This window comes from Serratia sp. EC4, assembly GCF_059652115.1.
Genome location: NZ_JBNIDE010000004.1, coordinates 149,353 through 168,347, shown reverse-complemented (window position 1 = coordinate 168,347; position 18,995 = coordinate 149,353). Strand labels below are relative to the sequence as shown.

Here is an 18,995-nt window from a genome sequence, read left to right as displayed (position 1 = left end):
CGCCGTGATGGCGCCCCTTTTGCTTAGCTCAGCGCGACCTTGATGCCTAAGGCGATCAACATGCCGCCCAGCAATTTGTCGACGATCTTCTGCGTCTTTTCCAGCCCGCGGCGCACCGGCCCGCTCTGGATCAGGAACACCAGCAGCGGCCACCAGATGACCGACAGGCCGAGAATAATCCCCGCGTACCACAGCTTGTCCCCCAGACCGGAATCGATCTGCAGCACCTGGGTGAAGACCGCCAGGAAGAACAGGGTGGCTTTCGGGTTCAGCAGGTTGCACAGGTAGCCTTGCAAAAAGGCGCTCTTCAAGCTGACCCGCTGTTGCGGCAGATTGCTGACGTTCATTTTTCCGCCGCCGCGCGACAGCAGCGCCTGGATGCCGATCCACACCAGATAGACCGCCCCGGCGTATTTCAGCAGGTTGAACAGCCACGGCGTGGTGGTGATCACCACCGCCAGCCCGGCGACGCAGTAGGACATGTGGGTGGCGACGCCGCAGATCACGCCGAAGGCGGTCATCATGGCGGCCAGCCGCGGGTAGCGGGCGGCGTTTTTGATCACCAGGAAAAAATCCGGGCCGGGGGAGAGCATGCCGAGGGCGGCAATGCCGGCGACGAACAACGAAGTTTCAAGCATGGGAGACGTCTCGCGCAAAAGGCAGCAATCTGGCGATAATAACGCCGCTTCCTCTGATGCGCATCAACCCAATGAGGTATTGTTAGGCTCTATGATAATAATTCATCTCCCGCCAGCGACGGAGCACCATGCAGCAGACTACCACTACCGCCACAGACAGGCCGGAACCGCACCGGCAACAACGCGAAATCACCCGACTGTGCATTCAATGCGCGCTGCTGCTGTTGCAGCACGGCGCCGAGAGCACGGTGGTGGAACAGCTGTCGACCCGCCTGGGGCTGGCGCTGGGGATGGACAGCGTGGAAAGCTCGATCTCCGCCAATGCGGTGGTGTTGACCACTCTTAGCCATGGCGCCTGCCTGACCACCACCCGCAAGAACGTCGATCGCGGCATCAATATGCAGGTGGTGACCGAAGTGCAGCATATCGTGATCCTCGCCGAGCATCGCCTGGCGGATGCGCACGACGTGGCGCGCCGCTTTGAAAGGATCCGGCCGCTGCGCTACCCGCGCTGGCTGGTGGTATTGATGGTAGGGCTGTCCTGCGGGTGCTTCAGCATGCTCAACGGCGGCGGCGGCGACGCCTTCCTGGTGACCTTTATCGCCAGCGGCGCGGCGATGCTGGTGCGCCAGATCCTCACCGCCCGCCAGATGAATCCGCTGATCAATTTTTGCCTGACGGCATTTGTCGCGACGTCGATCTCCGGACTGCTGCTGCGTCTGCCGGCGTTTAAAGACACCTCGAGCGTGGCGATGGCCGCCAGCGTGTTGCTGCTGGTGCCGGGCTTCCCGCTGATCAACGCGGTGGCCGACATGTTCAAGGGGCACGTCAATACCGGACTGGCGCGCTGGGCGATGGCCAGCCTGCTGACGCTGGCGACCTGTATCGGCGTGGTGATGGCGATGTCGTTGTGGGATCTGCGGGGGTGGTCATGAATCTGCTGTGGGCATTGTTGCAGGAGATGCTGTTGGCGGCGGTGCCGGCGCTGGGCTTCGCCATGGTGTTTAACGTGCCGTTGCGCGCGCTGCGCTATTGCGCATTGCTCGGGGCTATCGGGCGCGGTTCGCGCATGCTGATGATGCATGCCGGCATGAACATTGAGTGGGCCTCGCTGTTGGCGGCGATCCTGATTGGCATCATCGGCATCTACTGGTCGCGCTGGCTGTTGGCGCATCCGAAGGTGTTCACCGTGGCGGCGGTGATCCCGATGTTCCCCGGCATTTCCGCCTATACCGCGATGATAACTGTGGTGGAGATCTCGCATCTGGGCTACAGCGAAGCCCTGATGGAGACCATGATCACCAACTTCCTCAAGGCCAGTTTCATCGTCGGCGCGTTGTCGATCGGCCTGTCGTTACCGGGCCTGTGGCTGTACCGCAAACGCCCCGGCGTGTGAAATTTCCCGGCGGAAGAACGTTGGTTATTAGATATGCTGATAAGAGCTATCTTATATATTCATCTTGCTTGATTAGCCTATCGACGGCACTCAGGCCTTTACGTATAGTGTCACCAATTTTGCTGCCTACACAGGGTTAAACAATGATTATCAGCCTGATCGCTGCCTTGGCGGCGGATCGCGTTATTGGCATGGAAAACGCCATGCCGTGGCACCTGCCGGCGGACCTTGCGTGGTTTAAACGCAACACGTTGAATAAGCCGGTTATTATGGGCCGCAAGACCTTCGAGTCCATCGGCCGCCCGCTGCCGGGCCGCCACAATATCGTTTTGAGCAGCCGCCCGGGCAGCGAAGCCGGGGTGACCTGGGTAACCTCGCTGGATGAGGCGCTGGCCGCCGCGGGCGACGTGGAGGAAGTGATGGTGATCGGCGGTGGGCGTATCTATACCCAGCTGCTGCCGCGCGCCGACCGTCTGTACCTGACGCACATCGACGCCGAAGTCGGCGGCGATACCCACTTCCCGGATTACGAGCCGGACGAGTGGGAAACCACGTTCAGCGAATTCCACGACGCCGACAATCTGAACTCGCACAGCTACTGTTTCGAAATCCTGCAGCGCCGCTGATTTCAGCGCGTTAGCCAACTCTCCCGGGGGCGCAAGCAATTGCGCCCCCGGCCTTTTTGCGCCGGTCATTTGTAACCTTTCCGTCACATTACCTGATTAGTATGAAGCCCAACTCCGAGCGCCACGGCAACTCTGGTGAATCTTGACCGCGGCGCCATAACTAAAAAGGTAACCACGTTATGACCAAGCAAATTGAGCAATTAGACGCCGACCGCCTGATCGATCCCACTCGCCGCAAGCTGCTGCTCGGCAGCGCCGGCGCCGTCGGCCTGGCCGGCTTTCTCGGCGGCGGCATCTGGCCGGTTTCCGCCGAGGCGTTGGCCGAGGATCTGCCGCCGAACACGCTGTTGGGCTTTCAGGGCATCGCCGCATCTACCGCCGACGAGGTGACCATCGCGCCGGGCTACCGCGCGGAGGTGCTGATCTCCTGGGGTGAGCCGCTGGTGGACGGCGCGCCGGCCTTCGATCCGCAGGGCAACAACAGCGCCGCCGATCAGGAAAAACAGTTTGGCGATAACAATGACGGCATGAGCTTTTTCCCTATCGATGACAATCACGGCGTGATGGCCATCAATAACGAATACGTCAACGAGCAGTATCTGTTCGCCCACGGCGGCGCCAAAGCCACCAGCCTGGAAGAGGTGCGCAAGTCACAGGCGGCGCACGGTGTCTCCATTGTGGCGGTCAAGCGTGTCGGCGACGGCCAGCGCTGGGAGGTGGAACGCCCATCGCGCTATAACCGCCGCATCACCGCCAACAGCGAAATGCAGTTCAGCGGCCCGGCCGCCGGGCACCCGCTGCTGCAGACCGCCGCCGATCCGAGCGGCCGCAAGGTGCTGGGCACCTTCGGCAACTGCGCCAACGGCAAGACGCCGTGGGGGACCTATCTGACCTGCGAGGAAAACTTCGACACCTATTTCGGCACCCGTCAGGCCGATTATCGAACCACGCCGGAACAAAAGCGCTACACGCTGAAGGTCAGCGAACCGGAGCGCAACTGGCCGGACTATGACGAGCGCTTCGATGTGGCGAAGAACCCCAACGAATTCAACCGTCACGGCTGGATCGTCGAGATCGATCCGCTGAATCCGAGCTCGACGCCCATCAAGCACACCGCGCTCGGCCGCTTCAAGCATGAAAACGCGGCGGTGACCGTGGCCAAAGACGGCCGTCTGGTGGTGTACATGGGCGACGACGAGCGCGGCGAACATATCTATAAGTACGTTTCCAAAGGCGTGGTCGACGCCGCCAATCCGGCCAACAATCGCACGCTGCTGGACGAGGGAACGCTGTACGTGGCGCAGTTCGACGGCGATGAGGCCGGCACGCCGTTGAAGGGCAAAGGGCGCTGGATTGCGCTTGAGTTTGGCAAGAATGGCCTGACGCCGGAGAACGGTTTCCGCGACGAGGCCGAAGTGCTGATCTTCGCCCGCAAGGCGGCGCAGCAGGTCGGCGCCACCAAAATGGATCGCCCGGAGTGGATCGCGGTGAACCCGCATGACGGCCGCGCATACTGTACGCTGACCAACAACAGCAAGCGCGGTGAGGAAGGGATGCCGCTGAACGCCGCCAACCCGCGACCGAACAATATCTATGGCCAGATCATTCGCTGGGACGAAGGCGGCGACGCCACCGCCGATGTCTTCGCCTGGGACATCTATGCGCTGTGCGGCAACCCGATCGCCCACCCCGAAGGCGTCAACCGCGGCACGCCGAATATCACGGCGGAGAACACCTTCAACAGCCCGGACGGGTTGGGCTTTGATCGCGCCGGCCGCCTGTGGATCCTCACCGACGGCAAGTACAGCAACAAGGGCGATTACGTCGGGCAGGGCAACAACCAGATGCTGGTGGGCGATCCAGTCAGCGGCGAGATCCGCCGTTTCATGGTGGGGCCGAAGTCCTGCGAATTGACCGGCATCACTTTCACCCCGGACTACAAGACGATGTTCGTCAACGTACAACATCCGGGAGAAGAGGGCGATTCGCACTTCCCGAACAACAGCCCGCGCCCGCGTTCATCGGTGTTGATGATCACGCGTGAAGATGGCGGAGTGATTGGGGCGTAAGACGGCAATACCGAACAAAGGCGGCCGCCGGGCCGCCTTTATCGTTTCAGGATGCGGCTAATCTGCCGGTGTGACCAGGCGCCTCGCCCCGATTGGCGGGCTGCGTGAAGTAACGGCGGTCTTCCCAGCGCAGCATCGTCAAGTCGCCGCCCCAGCAGCAGCCGGTATCCAGCCCGATCACGCCTTCCGGCGTGCCCTTGCCTTCGAGCGAGGCCCAGTGGCCGAAGATGATGGTGTATTCGGGGTCGACCAGGCGCGGCAGTTCGAACCACGGCTTCAGCGGCGCCGGCGCGCTGCCCGGCGCATCTTTGCAGATCATGTCGAGCTGGCCGTTGGGGAAGCAGTAGCGCATGCGCGTGAGCGCATTGGTGCTGAAACGCAGGCGCGCCAGGCCGCTCAGCTCCGGCGCCCAGTTGTTCGGCATGTCGCCGTACATGGCGTCGAGGAACAGCGGGTAGCTGTCGCTGCTCAATACCGCTTCCACTTCGCGCGCGCACATTTTCGCGGTGTCGATATCCCACTGCGGAGTGATGCCGGCGTGCGCCATCACCAGCTTTTGCTCATCGTCTACCTGCAGCACCGGTTGGCGGCGCAGCCAGTTGATCAGCTCGTCGGCGTCAGGCGCCTCCAGCAGCGGGGTGATGCGATCTTTGGGTTTGTTGCGGCTGATGCCGGCGTAAACCGCCAGCAGGTGCAGATCGTGGTTGCCCAGCACCATGCGCACCGCCGGACCGAGCGAGCGCACGTAGCGCAGCACGTCCAGCGAGGCGGGGCCGCGCGCCACCAGATCGCCGGTCAGCCACAGTTGATCGCGCTCGGGATCGAACGCAGCCTGAGCCAGCAGCGACTTCAGTTCATCGAAACAGCCGTGAACGTCGCCGATAAGGTATGTCGACATAATTAATGGATCAGCGTTGGAATGGCTAAGCGAAACACGGGAATAGCGGTGCGGAACGGCTGACCCTGATGGTCAACCATTTCGTAATGGCCTTCCATGGTGCCCAGCGGCGTTTCCAGAATGGCGCCGCTGGTGTACTGAAACTCTCCGCCGGGCGGAATGACGGGCTGTTCGCCGATCACGCCTTCGCCCTGGACTTCGGTTTGGCGGCCGTTGCTGTTGGTGATCAGCCAGTAACGGCCCAGCAGTTGCACGTCGGTCCGCCCCAGATTGCGGATGGTGATGGTATAGGCGAAGACGTAACGCTCTTCTTCAGGGATCGACTGTGATTCCACATAGATGCTCTGAACCTGAATACACACGCGGGGCGAATCAATCATGACAACAACTCCTTATTGCTGCGGCGCCGGATTGGCTGACAGCCAGTTGGCCAGCTTGCAGTACTGCGCCACAGAAATATTTTCTGCTCTGAGCGAAGGATCGACGCCCAGTTCCATCAGCTGTTCCGGCGTGAACAGGTCGCCCAGGCTGTTGCGGATGGTTTTCCGCCGTTGGTTGAACGCCTGCGTGGTGATGCGGCTCAGCATGTGCACGTCGCCCACCGGGTTCGGCAGCACGCTGTGCGGCACCAGACGCACCACGGCGGAATCGACCTTCGGCGGCGGCGCGAACGCGGTCGGCGGCACTTCCAGCACCGGAATGACGTTGCAGTAGTACTGCGCCATCACGGTCAAACGCCCGTAGGCCTTGCTGTTTGGGCCGGCCACCAGACGGTTGACCACCTCTTTTTGCAACATAAAGTGCATGTCGCGGATTGCCTGAGTATAGCTGAAAAGGTGGAACATCAGCGGCGTCGAAATATTGTACGGCAGGTTACCAAATACGCGCAGCGGTTGGCCAGCTTCCTCGGCCAGTTCGGCGAAATTCACCGTCATGGCGTCCTGCTGGTGGATGGTCAGCTTGTCTTTCAGGCGCGGGTGGTTCTCCAGCCGGGTGGCCAGATCGCGGTCCAGTTCGATCACCGTCATGCGGTCCATGCGTGCGCCGACCGGCTCGGTCAAGGCGCCGAGGCCGGGGCCGATTTCAACCACCGCTTCGCCCGGCTGTGGGTGAATGGCGGAGACAATGCTATCGATGACAAACTGATCGGTTAAAAAGTTTTGTCCAAAGCGTTTGCGGGCAAAGTGCCCTTGGTGGACTCTGTTATTCATTACAATTAATTATCATTTTAATGGCGAGATTCAGGGCCGTTTGGAAACTGCCGACATCGGCGGTGCCGGTGCCGGCCAGTTCCAGAGCGGTACCGTGGTCGACCGAGGTGCGTATGAAAGGCAAACCGAGGGTGATATTCACCGCGCGGCCGAACCCTTGGTATTTTAGCACCGGCAGTCCCTGATCGTGATACATCGCCAGCACCGCATCGGCATCTTGCAGATATTTGGGCTGGAACAGGGTGTCCGCCGGCAGCGGGCCGACAAGATGGATACCGTCAGCGCGCAGCGCGTCGAGCGCCGGGATGATGGTGTCTATCTCTTCGCGCCCCATATGGCCGTCTTCCCCGGCGTGGGGGTTCAGACCGCAAACGTAAATGTGCGGCTGGGCGATGCCAAATTTGGTTTTCAGATCGTGGTCGAGAATGCGAATGACTTCGAACAGGCTCTGCTGCGTGATGGCGCCCGGCACCGCCAGCAGCGGCAGGTGGGTGGTCGCCAGCGCCACGCGCAGCTCTTCGGTCGCGAGCATCATCACCACGCGATCGCAGCGGCTGCGATCGGCAAAGAATTCGGTATGGCCGATAAACGGCACGCCGGCGTCGTTGATCACGCCTTTGTTCACCGGGCCGGTGATCAGGGCGGCAAACTCGCCGTTCAGGCAACCGTCGCAGGCGCGCGCCAGGGTTTCCACCACGTAGGCGCTGTTGCCTACGTTCAGTTCACCGGCGGTGACCGGCTGAGCGAGCGACACCGGCAGCACGGTCAGCGTGCCGGCGCGTTGCGCCTCGGCCGGTTGCTGCGGTTGGTAGTCGCGCAGCGTCAGCGGCAGGCCCAAACGCTTGGCGCGTTCAAGCAGCAGGGCCGGATCGGCGCACACCACCAGCTCAACAGGCCAATCCTGTTGCGCCAGCGCTGCCACCAAATCCGGCCCCACCCCGGCGGGTTCGCCGGGGGTAATGACGACGCGTTTATTGCTGTGCATCGCTGCCATCGAGGATCTTCACGTAAGCCTGGGCGCGCTGTTCCTGCATCCAGGTCTGCGCTTCTTCGGCGAACTTACGGTTGAACAGCATGCGGTAAGCGCGATCTTTTTGCGCAGCGTCGGTCTTATCCACCTGGCGGGTATCCAGCAGCTGGATCAGGTGCCAACCGAAGGAGGAGTGGACCGGCGCGCTGATTTCACCCTTGCTCAGCTTCAGCAACGCATCGCGGAAGGCCGGATCGTAGATGTCCGGGGAAGCCCAGCCCAGATCGCCGCCCTGCATGGCGGAACCCGGATCTTGCGACAGCTGTTTGGCTTCGTCGGCGAATTTGGCGCGGCCGCTCTTGATCGCTTCCGCCACGGATTGCAGCTTGGCGCGCGCCTGATCGTCAGTCAGCACCACCGAAGGCTTCAGCAGGATGTGACGGGCGTGCACTTCGGTGACCGACACCGACTGGCTCGCGCCGCGGATGTCGTTCACTTTCAGGATGTGGAAGCCGACGCCGGAACGGATTGGGCCGACGACGTCGCCTTTCTTGGCGCTCACCAGACGTTCAGCGAACAGGGTCGGGATCTCTTGCAGCTTGCCCCAGCCCATGTTGCCGCCTTTCAGCGCCTGAGAATCGGCGGAGTAGGTGATCGCCAGTTTGCCGAAGTCGGCGCCGCTGTTGATCTCACCCACCAGGCGTTTGGCCAGCTCTTCGGCTTTATCGACCTGCTGCTGCGACGGGTTTTCCGGCAGCGGGATCAGGATGTGGCTGATGTTCATTTCGGTGTCGCTGCCGTTCTGCGCGCCCACCTGTTTGGCCAGCGCGTCCACTTCCTGCGGCAGGATGGTGACGCGGCGGCGCACTTCGTTGTTACGCACTTCGGAGATCAGCATCTCTTTGCGGATCTGCGAGCGGTAGGTGTTGTAGTTCAGCCCTTCGTACGACAGGCGGCTGCGCAGCTGATCGACGCTCATGCGGTTCTGCGCGGCGATGTTGGCGATCGCCTTGTCCAGATCGGCATCGGACACGGTGATGCCCATTTTCTTGGCCATCTGCAGCTGGATGTTATCCATGATCAGGCGTTCGATGATCTGATGACGCAGCGTCTTGTCGTCCGGCAGTTGCTGGCCGGCCTGCTGGGCGTTGAGCTTGACTGACTGCAACAGACCGTTGACGTCGCTTTCGAGTACCACGCCGTTATCCACGACGGCGGCGACTTTATCCACTTCTTGGGGTGCTGCGAACGCGGCATTGGCGCAAACCACCAATCCGAGAATAAGCGTTCTCCAGTTCTTCATACATTTCCCATTATGTAATCCGCAAATGCGGGTGAAAGTTCTCGTTTTCAAAGTGTTGCAAAGCGTCAGAATGCGCGCTGATACGGCAGAATGCCGGAGCGCAGCATTTCTGCGGAGCCGAGACTATGATCGCTGCTCAGGCCGCGCAGTTCGACGTTGAACGAAACTCTGTTGTCGTAAACGCTGGTATTGTTGCTGGTGTTCCAGTCGGTGATCTTGCGCTCATAGCCCAGCGTCACCGCCCAGCAGCAGGTGTTGTACTTCAGCCCCACCAGCTGATCGGCGGATTGTTTGGCGCGGGTGTCGTAATAATACGCCCCGACCACCGCCCAACGATCGGCGATCGGCCAGCTACCGGTGATGCCCACCTGCGAGATGCCGTCCTGGAAGGCCGGAACCTGCCGGGTGTTCAGCGCCGTCTGGATATATTCCGGCGTGGCGTAACGGTAGTTCAACTGCACCACGCGCTCGCTGTCCTGGCGGTATTCCACCACGCCGTTGCCCAGCGAGACGCTGTTCAGGCGGGTGTCGTACTGCAGGCCGCCGCGCAGGCCCCAACGATCGTCGATTTTCCAATAGGTATCGCCGGCCCAGGCCACGCTGCCGGTGTCGTCGTTGTTGTCGTAACCGGTCATCCGGTCACCGGTACGGGAACGGCTGAAGTAGTAGATTTGACCCACGGAAGCGTTAAAACGTTCAACCAGCGCGTCATCATAAATACGGGTGGTCACACCGGTAGACACGCGGTTCTGCGAAGCGATGCGATCCAGGCCGCTGTAGGTGCGGTCGCGGAACAGGCCGGAGTAGTCGGTCTGCAGCAGCGTGGTGTCGTAGGTGTAGATGTTGCTCTGGTCGCGGTACGGCACGTACAGGTACTGCACGCGCGGCTCCAGCGTCTGGGTGGCGCCTTCGGCCCAGATCATCGGCCGTTCGAACACCAGCTTGCCGTCAACCTTGAACTGCGGCAGTACGCGGTTGACCGAGTTGTCGAGGTTCGGTGCGTCAGCTGCGCTTACTTGATTACGCATAGCATAGTTGGCGGCGAAACCGTCAGGAATATCCTGCTGGTAGTGGGTCGCCATCACCTTGGCTTCGGTGTTCAGGCTGGCCCAACCGTTGGTCAGCGGCAGGCTCAGCGTCGGTTCCATGTGCAGACGGGTGGCGTCCGGGCTGTACGGGTTGACGCTGGTGAACTTGGCCGCCTGACCGTAGATATGGAAGTCGAACGGGCCGAGGTCGTTCTTGTAGTAGTTCAGATCCAGCTGCGGCTGTACCTTGTAGGTCTGCGACCAGGTACGATCGGTATTGTCGAAGATCTGGAACTGCTTGGAGCTCAGCGTGGCGTTCCAGTTCTCGTTGGCGTAGCCGAGGCTGAATTTCTGCGTGGCGTAGCCGTCGGTGGTGGAACCGTACTTAGAGTCCAGATCGGTGAAGTATTTGTAATCGCTGACCTTGGTGTAATCGACGTTGAAGCGCCACACCTGATCCATGACGCCGTTGTGGTTCCAGTAGAACAGCCAGCGTTTGCTGTCGTCATTGTCTTTGCCGTATTCCTTGTCGTCCGGCAGCCAGTCGAACTCCATCAGGCCGAGGCCCGGCTGCACCAGATAACGGAACTCGGTCTGCCACTGCAGGCCGCGCTTGGACATATAGTGCGGCGTGATGGTGGCGTCGTAGTTCGGCGCGATGTTCCAGTAGTACGGCAACATGAACTCGAAGCCGTTGTTGCTGCCGTACTTGGCGTTCGGGATCAGGAAGCCGGAGCGGCGCTTGTCGCCGACCGGCAGCTGCAGGTACGGGCTGTAGAACACCGGCACGCCGCCGATGCGGAAGCGGGCGTTCCACACTTCCGCCACCTGCTCTTCGCGATCGTGGATCACTTCGGAGCCGACCACGCTCCAGCTGTCGTCGCCCGGCAGACAGGAGGTAAAGGTGCCGTTTTCCAGGATGGTGTAACGGTTGGCGCCGCGCATTTTCATCTTGTCGGCGTCGCCGCGCCCCTGACGGCCGACCATCTGGTAGTCGCCTTCATAGACGTCGGTATCTTTGGTATTCAGGTTCGACCAGGCTTTCGGGCCTTTCAGTTTGATCTGATTGTCGCTGTAGTGCACGTCGCCGGTGGCGGTGACGGTGCGCACCGGTTCCGTCTGGCCAGGGTTTTCCGTCTGGTTCAGCTCGACTTCTTTGGCGGTCAGGGTGCTGTTGCCCTGCTCGATATGCACGTTGCCGCTGAACAGGGCGCTTTTCGGGTAGTCGGCGCGCGAGTCATCGGCATTGATGGTCACCGGCTGGCTGTTCGGATCGCCGCTGACCAAAGGCTTGTCGTAAACGGGAACGCCAAGCATGCATTGCTCGGCCAGATCAGCCAGCGCATGCTGACTGTAGAGTGCCGTCCAAATCATCGTGGCCAGCAGTGTTGGGAAACTTTTTTTCATACGCGGTTTTGGTGTTCCGTCATCAGAGGCGTCGTGTCCGGCAAACGGTCAGAGACTATATTACTCATCTGCGTTGCGCTAGTGCTAAATCCAGCCGTTTACTTGCGTCGTCGTTAGGCGCAAAGATAAATGACAGGTATGATAATCCAAATTCTAGGAAAAATCGCCTGCGCCCTTTCCTGAAGCGAAGGAGAGCGGGCGGCTTTCGGCATGATAATTGAGGAGTATATGCAGTATTGGGGAAAACTGCTCGGCGTCATCGTCGCCATCTGGTCTGGCGCGGGATTCTGGGGTGTAGTTCTGGGGCTGATTATCGGTCATATGATCGATACGGCGCGCAGCAACAAGCGCAGCCGGGGGTTTTTCACCGACCAGCAAACGCGGCAAACGCTGTTTTTCCGCACCACTTTTCAGGTGATGGGCCACCTGACCAAATCCAAGGGACGCGTTACCGAGGCGGATATCCAGATCGCCAGCCTGTTCATGGATCGCCTGCAGCTGCACGGCGAAGCGCGCACCGCGGCGCAGCAGGCGTTCCGCGAGGGCAAACAGAGCCAGTTCCCGCTGCGTGAGACGCTGCAGCAGTTCCGCAGCATCTGTTTCGGTCGCTTCGATTTGATTCGGATGTTTCTGGAAATTCAGATCCAGGCGGCGTTCGCCGACGGCTCGCTGCACCCGAACGAACGTCAGGTGCTGTATGTCATCGCCGAAGAGCTGGGCATTTCGCGCGCGCAGTTCGATCAGTTCCTCAGCATGATGGAGGGCGGGCGTCAGTTCGGCGGCGGTCAGCAGGGCGGGTATTCGCAGGGCGGCTATCAGCAGGCTCAGCGCGGCCCGACGCTCGACGATGCCTGCAAGGTGCTCGGCGTGAGCAGCAGCGACGATGCCGCCACCATCAAACGCGCCTACCGCAAGCTGATGAGCGAACATCATCCGGATAAGCTGGTGGCGAAAGGCTTGCCGCCGGAGATGATGGAAATGGCCAAGCAGAAAGCGCAGGAGATCCAGGCGGCGTACGACCTGATCAAACGCGAGAAAGGTTTTAAATAAGTGATGAAAGCGGGCCCGGCATGCCGGGCCCGTTTAATATGTGGTTCAGAAATCCGGCTCGGCGCGAAAGTGCATCGGCGTCTGGAAGGCGGGGTGGGTGATGCGCAGCTCTTGCGCATGCAGCTGTAGCCGTGGCGCCATCGCCTTAGCCTCCGGCGGGGCGTAGAAACCGTCGCCGAGGATCGGATGCCCCAGCGCCAGCATGTGCACCCGCAGCTGATGCGAGCGGCCGGTGATCGGCGTCAGCTTCACGCGCGTGCTGCCGTCGGCGTCGCGCGACAGCACCAGATATTCCGTCTGCGCCGCTTTGCCGGTGTTAAAACACACCTTTTGCAGCGGCCGGTTCGGCCAGTCGCAGATCAGCGGCAAATCCACCAACCCTTCGTCATGCGCCATATGCCCCCAAACGCGGGCGATATAGGATTTCTTCGGTTCGCGTTCGCGGAACTGACGCTTCAGCTCACGCTCGGCGGCCTTATTGAGCGCCACCACGATCACCCCGCTGGTGGCCATATCCAGCCGGTGCACCGATTCGGCGGCCGGATGATCGGCCTGAATGCGGGTCATCAGGCTGTCTTTGTTCTCCGGCGCGCGGCCGGGCACCGACAGCAAGCCGCTGGGCTTGTTGACCACCATGATGTGTTCATCCTGATACAGGATGTGCAGCGGGTCCTGCGGGGGATTGTAGGGTTCCATCTTGGCTCCGCGAAAAGGGCCGAACGGGGAGACGGTGGCCTCCCCATGTCGCGCCGGTTACTGGTGGGTGACCACCACCAGACGAATGGCGTCCAGGCGCCAGCCGGCTTCATTGAGGTTGGCCAGCACCTGACGGCGGTTGAACTCCAGCGCTTCGACTTCGTCGTCGCGGATGTTCGGGTTGACCGCCTTCAGCGCTTCCAGACGCGCCAGCTCGGCGCTCAGCTTGTCGTCCGCTTCTTGCTTCGCCTGTTCGATCAGCGTGCGCGCCTGCGCTTCCACCAGGCTTTCCGCCTGCTGCAGCATGGCGTGCACGTCTTGCTGCACGGCGTTGACCAGCTTGCTGGAGGTGTGGCGGTTGACCGCGTTCAACTGGCGGTTGAAGCTTTCGAACTCGACCTGCGCCGCCAGGTTGGTGCCCTTGCGATCCATCAGCATGCGGATCGGCGTCGGCGGCAGGAAGCGGGTCAGCTGCAGGTGTTTCGGCGCCTGGGCTTCCACCACGTACACCAGCTCAACCAGCAGGGTGCCGACCGGCAACGCTTTGTTTTTCAACAGGGACACCGCGCAGCTGCCGGTATCGCCGGACAGGATCAGATCCAGGCCGTTGCGGATGATCGGGTGTTCCCAACTGACGAACTGCGCGTCTTCACGTGACAGCGCCCGATCGCGATCGAAGGTGACGGTGCAGCCGTCCTGCGGCAGGCCCGGGAAGTCCGGCACCAGCATATGGTCGGACGGCGTCAGCACGATCAGGTTGTCGCTGCGGTCTTCCTGATTGATGCCGACGATGTCGAACAGGTTGAGCGCGAAGCCCACCAGGTTGACGTCGTTATCCTGTTCGGCGATGGCGGCGGCCAGCGCTTGGGCTTTGTCGCCGCCGTTGGAGTGCATCTCCAGCAGGCGGTCGCGGCCCTGTTCCAGCTGCGCTTTCAACTGGTCATGCTGCTGGCGGCAGGCGTGGATGAATTCGTCGAAGCCTTCTTGTTCAGTCGGCGCGGCCAGATAGCCGATCAACTGCTCGTAGCAGCTGTCGTAGATGGTGCGGCCGGTTGGGCAGGTGTGTTCGAAGGCATCCAGCCCCTCGTGGAACCAGCGGCCCAGCACCGCCTGTGCGGTGTGCTCCAGGTAAGGCACCATGATCTGGATATCGTGCATCTGGCCGATACGGTCCAGACGGCCGATACGCTGCTCCAGCAGATCCGGGTTGAACGGCAAATCGAACATCACCAGCTGGCTGGCGAACTGGAAGTTGCGGCCTTCGGAACCGATTTCGGAACACAGCAGCACCTGCGCGCCTTCCTCTTCGGAGGCGAAGTAGGCGGCGGCGCGGTCGCGCTCGATGATCGACAGCCCTTCGTGGAACACCGCGGCGCGGATCGCTTCACGCTCGCGCAGCACCTGCTCCAGCTGCAGCGCAGTATCGGCCTTGGCGCAGATCACCAGCACCTTTTCGTTGCGGTTGGCCAGCAGGTAATCCAGCAGCCACTCGACGCGCGGGTCGAAGTTCCACCAGGTGGCGTTTTCGCCCTCGAATTCCTGATAGATCTGCTCCGGGTACAGCATGTCGCGTGCGCGCGCTTCGACGGATTTCTTGGCGCCCATGATGCCGGACACTTTGATCGCGGTCTGATATTGGGTTGGCAACGGCAGCTTGATCTGGTGCAGGTTGCGGTGCGGGAAGCCCTTCACGCCGTTACGGGTGTTGCGGAACAGCACGCGGCTGGTGCCGTGGCGATCCATCAGCATGGCCACCAGCTCCTGACGCGCCTGCTCGGCGTTGTCGCCTTCGCTGTTGGCGGCCTTGAGCAGCGGTTCGATGTCCTGTTCGTCGATCAGCTCGCCCAGCAGGTTAAGCTTGTCGTCAGCCAGGCGTTCACCGCTCAGCAGCAGGGTGACGGCGTCGGCCACCGGACGGTATTTCTGCTGCTCGGCGACGAACTCGCCGTAGTCGTGGAAACGGTTCGGATCGAGCAGGCGCAGGCGCGCAAAGTGGCTCTGTTGGCCCAGCTGTTCCGGGGTGGCGGTCAGCAGCAGTACGCCGGGGATATGCTCGGCCAACTGTTCGATCACCTGATATTCGCGGCTCGGCGCTTCTTCGCTCCAGGCCAGGTGGTGCGCTTCATCGACCACCAGCAGATCCCACTGGGCGTCCGCCAGCTCTTCCAGGCGCTGCTTGTTGCGGCGCACGAAGTCCAGCGAGCAGATCACCAGCTGTTCGGTCTCGAACGGGTTGCTGCTGTCGAGCTTGGCTTCGGCATAGCGGCTGTCGTCGAACAGCGAGAAATAGAGGTTGAAGCGGCGCATCATCTCTACCAGCCACTGGTGCTGCAGCGTTTCCGGCACCACGATCAGCACGCGCTCGGCGCGGCCCGCCAGCAGTTGCTGGTGGATGATCATGCCGGCTTCGATGGTTTTGCCGAGGCCGACTTCGTCCGCCAGCAGAACGCGCGGCGCATGGCGCTGGCCGACTTCATGAGCGATGTGTAGCTGGTGCGGGATCAGGCTGGCGCGCATGCCGCGCAGGCCGGCGAACGGCAGGCGATACTGCTCGCTCTGGTATTTGCGGGCGCGAAAACGCAGCGCGAAACGGTCCATGCGGTCGATTTGGCCGGCGAACAGGCGATCCTGCGGTTTGCTGAAGGTCAGCTTGCTGTCCAGCAGCACTTCGCGCATCGCCACGCCGCTTTCCTGGGTATCCAGGCGGGTGCCGATATAGGTCAACAGACCGTTTTCCTCTTTCACCTCTTCCACCTGCAGCTGCCACCCCTCGTGGCTGCTGACGGTATCGCCCGGGTTGAACATCACGCGGGTGATCGGCGAATCGTTTCTGGCATAGAGGCGGTTTTCACCGGTGGCGGGGAAAAGCAGGGTAATCATGCGCGCGTCCAGCGCTACGACGGTGCCCAGTCCTAATTCGCTTTCCGTGTCGCTGATCCAGCGTTGACCAAGAGTAAAAGGCATATATTGTCGGCTCGATTCTTTGTAAGTAAGTCTTGTTACCGGGCGGGAAGGGCCGCGGCACCTGTACTGAACGTCTGCTAATCCCGGTTTGTTTTAAATTTGGCGGGCAATAGCCGTTCACGCCATGCAGACGTCGCGAGACGGCAGGGCTAAGCGTGGTTCAGTTTTGGGAAGGGCGCTATGGTAATGGAAGGCGGCGCGTTCGTCACCTGCAAAACCGGATGATTTTTCTTAACCTGGCGCAATCTCAAAACAGCCCCATCTGCCCGGTGACCAGCGTGGTGAAGTCGTCGTGCAAGAAAGGGAGTATAGCGTCTGCCACCGGTTGCAGCTGGCGTTCAAGGTAGTGCTGATAATCGATGGGCGAATGGCGGGTTTCCAGCGGTTCCGGCCCGGCCACGGTCATCACGTAGCTGATCCAGCCGCCGTTCTGATACTGCAGCGGCCGCCCCTGACTGCGGTTGTAGTCGTCGGCGATGCGCGCGGCGCGGGCGTGCGGCGGCACGTTGCGCTGATAGTCATCGAGCTTTCTGCGCAGCCGTTTGCGGTACACCAGTTGATCGTCGAAGTCGCCGTTCAGGGTTTTGCCGACGTAGTCGCGCACATAGTCCTGATAAGGTTGCCGTTTGAAGATGCGCTGATAGAGCTGCTGCTGGAACTGCTGCGCCAGCGGCGTCCAGTCGGTGCGCACCGTTTCCAGGCCTTTATACACCATCTCTTCCTCGCCGTCGGCGCGCGCGACCAGGCCGGCGTAGCGTTTTTTGCTGCCCTGTTCGGCGCCGCGAATGGTCGGCATCAGGAAGCGGGAATAGTGGGTTTCGAACTCCAGCTCCAGCGCGTTCTCCAGCCCGAACTGCTGTTGCAGATGCTGCTGCCACCAGGCGTTGACCCGTTGCACCAGCGCCCGGCCGATCTGCGCCGCCTGTTGCTCGTCATGCGGCTGTTTCAGCCAGACGAAGGTGGAGTCGGTGTCGCCGTAAATCACCTGATAGCCTTCGGCTTCGATCAGCTCGCGGGTTTGGCGCATGATCTCGTGGCCGCGCAGGGTGATCGACGACGCCAGCCGCGGATCGAAGAAGCGGCAGCCGCTCGATCCCAGCACGCCGTACAGCGCGTTCATGATGATCTTCAGCGCCTGCGACAGCGGCTTGTTGTGCTGGCGTTTGGCGGCCTCGCGCCCTTGCCAGATCTGCTCGACGATCGCCGGCAGGCAGTGTTTGCTGCGCGAGAAGCGGGCGTTGCGAAAGCCGGGCACCGAGTTGGCGTCGCTTGGGTGGCGCATGCCCTCCACCAGTCCGACCGGATCGATCAGGAAGGTGCGGATGATCGACGGGTACAGGCTTTTATAGTCCAGCACCAGCACCGAGTCGTACAGGCCGGGCCGGGAATCCATCACAAAGCCGCCGGGGCTGTGTTCCTCCGGCTGTTCGCCGAGGTTGGGGGCGACAAAGCCCAGGCGATGCATGCGCGGCATATAGAGGTGGCTGAAGGCCGCCACCGATCCGCCGCTGCGATCGGCCGCCAGCCCGGTGACGGTGGCGCGCTCCAGCAGGAAGTTGAGCAGATCGGCCTTGGCGAAGATGCGCGTCACCAGTTCACAGTCCTTCAGGTTGTAGCGTGCCAGCGCCGGCTTGTCTTCGGCGAAGCGCCGGTCGATCTCCGCCATGCGTTGATAAGGATTGTCGATCGCCTTGCCTTCGCCCAGCAGTTCCTGCGAAACGTACTCCAGGCTGAAGGAGGGAAAATTCCAGGTGGCGGATTTCAGCGCCTCGATGCCGTCGATGATCAGGCGGCCGGCGGCGGCGGCGAAAAAGTGATTCTGCTTGAAGCCATGCTCGCGCCACTCCAGCAGGTTGCCGCCACGTCCCAGCCGCAGCGGGATTTGGTAGCGCTCGGCGTGCTTCTGCAGCACTCGCAGATCGAACTGCACCAGGTTCCAGCCGATGATGGCGTCGGGATCGTGCCGCTCCAGCCAGGCGTTCAACCGCTCCAGCAGCTGAGGGCGGCTGGCGCAGTACTCCAGATCGAAATCCAGCGGCGCATCGCCGCCGTTGGCCGGCCCCAGCATATAGACCTGACGCTGGCCGCAGCCCTCCAGCGCGATAGAGTAAAGTTCGCCGTGGGCGGTGGTTTCGATATCCAGCGACACCAGTTTTAGCGTTGGACGGTACTCCGGCGCCGGCTTCATCTGGCCGTTGAGCAACGGGCCGCCGCCGTCGGGGCTGCCGTTGAACCACACCGGCGCGGTGATGAAGCGTTCCATCAGGTAGCGCTCCGGCGGGCGAATGTCGGCCTCGTAGACCGCAACGCCGCCCTCCCGCAGCAGTTTTTCCAGCTTGATGAGCTGACGGTGCTGGCGGCAGTACAGCCCCAGCATCGGGCGGTGATGAAAATCCGTCAGCGCCAGCGGTTTTAGTTCGACTTGCCGCTCTTCCCGCAGCAGCAGTTCCGCGCGCTGCCTTTGTTCGGCGGGGATAAACGCCACCGAGGTCTGCGGCGGCAGACGCAGCTGACGCGGGCCTGCGTCGGTCGCCAGCCAAAATTCGACCTCGGTGCCGGCAGGCGTGTCGCGCCAGTGGCGAGTGAGCAGGAAACCCTGTTGCAGTGCAGTCATAACCCCTTCGTTTTCCACCGGGCGGCGTGCGCGACGTTCAGCGTGATGTCGGTTTTGGCGCTAATATAGATAAATTATAGTATGGGTTTTTATACAGTGATTGTCCATCGCCGCGCGGCTTTGCC

The 18,995-nt window shown here is 61.6% G+C and carries 15 protein-coding genes; 5 read left to right on the top strand and 10 right to left on the bottom strand.

What is annotated here, in order from left to right:
* Positions 1-23: 23 nt before the first annotated feature.
* Complete coding sequence (locus tag ACP39K_RS14260; RefSeq protein WP_033641235.1) at positions 24-638, bottom strand: LysE family translocator; 615 nt, start codon at positions 636-638, stop codon at positions 24-26.
* A gap of 128 nt (positions 639-766) precedes the next feature.
* Between ACP39K_RS14260 and ACP39K_RS14255 the strand changes: the two genes are divergently transcribed.
* From ACP39K_RS14255 to ACP39K_RS14240, 4 genes are all read left to right on the top strand, one after another.
* Positions 767-1,573, top strand: a complete 807-nt coding sequence (locus ACP39K_RS14255; RefSeq protein ID WP_016929123.1) for a threonine/serine exporter family protein — start codon at positions 767-769, stop codon at positions 1,571-1,573.
* Complete coding sequence (locus tag ACP39K_RS14250) at positions 1,570-2,034, top strand: threonine/serine exporter (RefSeq protein WP_015376621.1); 465 nt, start codon at positions 1,570-1,572, stop codon at positions 2,032-2,034. Before ACP39K_RS14255 ends, ACP39K_RS14250 begins: the two co-directional genes overlap by 4 nt.
* A gap of 143 nt (positions 2,035-2,177) precedes the next feature.
* The gene (gene folA / locus ACP39K_RS14245) at positions 2,178-2,660 is read left to right on the top strand and encodes a type 3 dihydrofolate reductase (RefSeq protein WP_016929122.1); all 483 of its coding nucleotides are present in this window, start codon (positions 2,178-2,180) and stop codon (positions 2,658-2,660) included.
* Between the two features lie 179 nt (positions 2,661-2,839).
* Positions 2,840-4,729 carry a PhoX family protein gene (locus tag ACP39K_RS14240; protein WP_497008600.1) on the top strand — a complete coding sequence of 630 codons (1,890 nt, stop codon included), beginning with the start codon at positions 2,840-2,842 and terminating at the stop codon, positions 4,727-4,729.
* A 46-nt stretch (positions 4,730-4,775) separates the two neighbouring features.
* On the opposite strand, the gene apaH is transcribed toward ACP39K_RS14240, so the two are convergent.
* The 6 genes from apaH to lptD all read right to left on the bottom strand — a co-directional run bounded on the left by apaH (position 4,776) and on the right by lptD (position 11,546).
* Complete coding sequence (apaH, locus tag ACP39K_RS14235) at positions 4,776-5,627, bottom strand: bis(5'-nucleosyl)-tetraphosphatase (symmetrical) ApaH (RefSeq protein WP_497008599.1); 852 nt, start codon at positions 5,625-5,627, stop codon at positions 4,776-4,778.
* Between the two features lie 2 nt (positions 5,628-5,629).
* A complete protein-coding gene (gene apaG / locus ACP39K_RS14230) occupies positions 5,630-6,007 on the bottom strand; it encodes a Co2+/Mg2+ efflux facilitator ApaG/CorD (RefSeq protein WP_016929119.1) in 378 nt (125 codons plus the stop codon).
* 12 nt (positions 6,008-6,019) lie between these two features.
* Entirely contained in the window at positions 6,020-6,838 is an 819-nt protein-coding gene (rsmA, locus tag ACP39K_RS14225) for a 16S rRNA (adenine(1518)-N(6)/adenine(1519)-N(6))-dimethyltransferase RsmA (RefSeq protein ID WP_497008598.1), read from the bottom strand.
* Complete coding sequence (pdxA, locus tag ACP39K_RS14220) at positions 6,831-7,823, bottom strand: 4-hydroxythreonine-4-phosphate dehydrogenase PdxA (protein WP_497008674.1); 993 nt, start codon at positions 7,821-7,823, stop codon at positions 6,831-6,833. Before pdxA ends, rsmA begins: the two co-directional genes overlap by 8 nt.
* Positions 7,810-9,111 carry a peptidylprolyl isomerase SurA gene (surA, locus tag ACP39K_RS14215; RefSeq protein ID WP_033641238.1) on the bottom strand — a complete coding sequence of 434 codons (1,302 nt, stop codon included), beginning with the start codon at positions 9,109-9,111 and terminating at the stop codon, positions 7,810-7,812. The genes pdxA and surA overlap by 14 nt, the downstream gene beginning before the upstream one ends.
* Before the next feature lie 65 nt (positions 9,112-9,176).
* A complete protein-coding gene (lptD, locus tag ACP39K_RS14210) occupies positions 9,177-11,546 on the bottom strand; it encodes an LPS assembly protein LptD (protein WP_115116217.1) in 2,370 nt (789 codons plus the stop codon).
* Between the two features lie 228 nt (positions 11,547-11,774).
* Between lptD and djlA the strand changes: the two genes are divergently transcribed.
* Positions 11,775-12,596, top strand: coding sequence for a co-chaperone DjlA (gene djlA, locus ACP39K_RS14205; protein WP_060444854.1), 822 nt, complete (start codon positions 11,775-11,777; stop codon positions 12,594-12,596).
* Positions 12,597-12,641: 45 nt separating this feature from the next.
* On the opposite strand, the gene rluA is transcribed toward djlA, so the two are convergent.
* The 3 genes from rluA to ACP39K_RS14190 form a co-directional block, all read right to left on the bottom strand.
* Positions 12,642-13,292 (bottom strand): bifunctional tRNA pseudouridine(32) synthase/23S rRNA pseudouridine(746) synthase RluA, encoded by a 651-nt coding sequence (gene rluA, locus ACP39K_RS14200; protein WP_497008597.1) that lies wholly within the window; start codon positions 13,290-13,292, stop codon positions 12,642-12,644.
* A 57-nt stretch (positions 13,293-13,349) separates the two neighbouring features.
* Entirely contained in the window at positions 13,350-16,256 is a 2,907-nt protein-coding gene (gene rapA / locus ACP39K_RS14195; protein ID WP_033641241.1) for an RNA polymerase-associated protein RapA, read from the bottom strand.
* Positions 16,257-16,503: 247 nt separating this feature from the next.
* Positions 16,504-18,870 carry a DNA polymerase II gene (locus ACP39K_RS14190; RefSeq protein ID WP_123867859.1) on the bottom strand — a complete coding sequence of 789 codons (2,367 nt, stop codon included), beginning with the start codon at positions 18,868-18,870 and terminating at the stop codon, positions 16,504-16,506.
* Positions 18,871-18,995: the final 125 nt, after the last annotated feature.

Excerpts from the sequence above, each read along its gene's own strand:
- ACP39K_RS14260 (WP_033641235.1), bottom strand. The coding sequence starts at position 638 with ATGCTTGAAACTTCGTTGTTCGTCGCCGGCATTGCCGCCCTCGGCATG.
- ACP39K_RS14255 (WP_016929123.1), top strand. The coding sequence starts at position 767 with ATGCAGCAGACTACCACTACCGCCACAGACAGGCCGGAACCGCACCGG.
- ACP39K_RS14250 (WP_015376621.1), top strand. The coding sequence starts at position 1,570 with ATGAATCTGCTGTGGGCATTGTTGCAGGAGATGCTGTTGGCGGCGGTG.
- folA (WP_016929122.1), top strand. The coding sequence starts at position 2,178 with ATGATTATCAGCCTGATCGCTGCCTTGGCGGCGGATCGCGTTATTGGC.
- ACP39K_RS14240 (WP_497008600.1), top strand. The coding sequence starts at position 2,840 with ATGACCAAGCAAATTGAGCAATTAGACGCCGACCGCCTGATCGATCCC.
- apaH (WP_497008599.1), bottom strand. The coding sequence starts at position 5,627 with ATGTCGACATACCTTATCGGCGACGTTCACGGCTGTTTCGATGAACTG.
- apaG (WP_016929119.1), bottom strand. The coding sequence starts at position 6,007 with ATGATTGATTCGCCCCGCGTGTGTATTCAGGTTCAGAGCATCTATGTG.
- rsmA (WP_497008598.1), bottom strand. The coding sequence starts at position 6,838 with ATGAATAACAGAGTCCACCAAGGGCACTTTGCCCGCAAACGCTTTGGA.
- pdxA (WP_497008674.1), bottom strand. The coding sequence starts at position 7,823 with ATGCACAGCAATAAACGCGTCGTCATTACCCCCGGCGAACCCGCCGGG.
- surA (WP_033641238.1), bottom strand. The coding sequence starts at position 9,111 with ATGAAGAACTGGAGAACGCTTATTCTCGGATTGGTGGTTTGCGCCAAT.
- lptD (WP_115116217.1), bottom strand. The coding sequence starts at position 11,546 with ATGAAAAAAAGTTTCCCAACACTGCTGGCCACGATGATTTGGACGGCA.
- djlA (WP_060444854.1), top strand. The coding sequence starts at position 11,775 with ATGCAGTATTGGGGAAAACTGCTCGGCGTCATCGTCGCCATCTGGTCT.
- rluA (WP_497008597.1), bottom strand. The coding sequence starts at position 13,292 with ATGGAACCCTACAATCCCCCGCAGGACCCGCTGCACATCCTGTATCAG.
- rapA (WP_033641241.1), bottom strand. The coding sequence starts at position 16,256 with ATGCCTTTTACTCTTGGTCAACGCTGGATCAGCGACACGGAAAGCGAA.
- ACP39K_RS14190 (WP_123867859.1), bottom strand. The coding sequence starts at position 18,870 with ATGACTGCACTGCAACAGGGTTTCCTGCTCACTCGCCACTGGCGCGAC.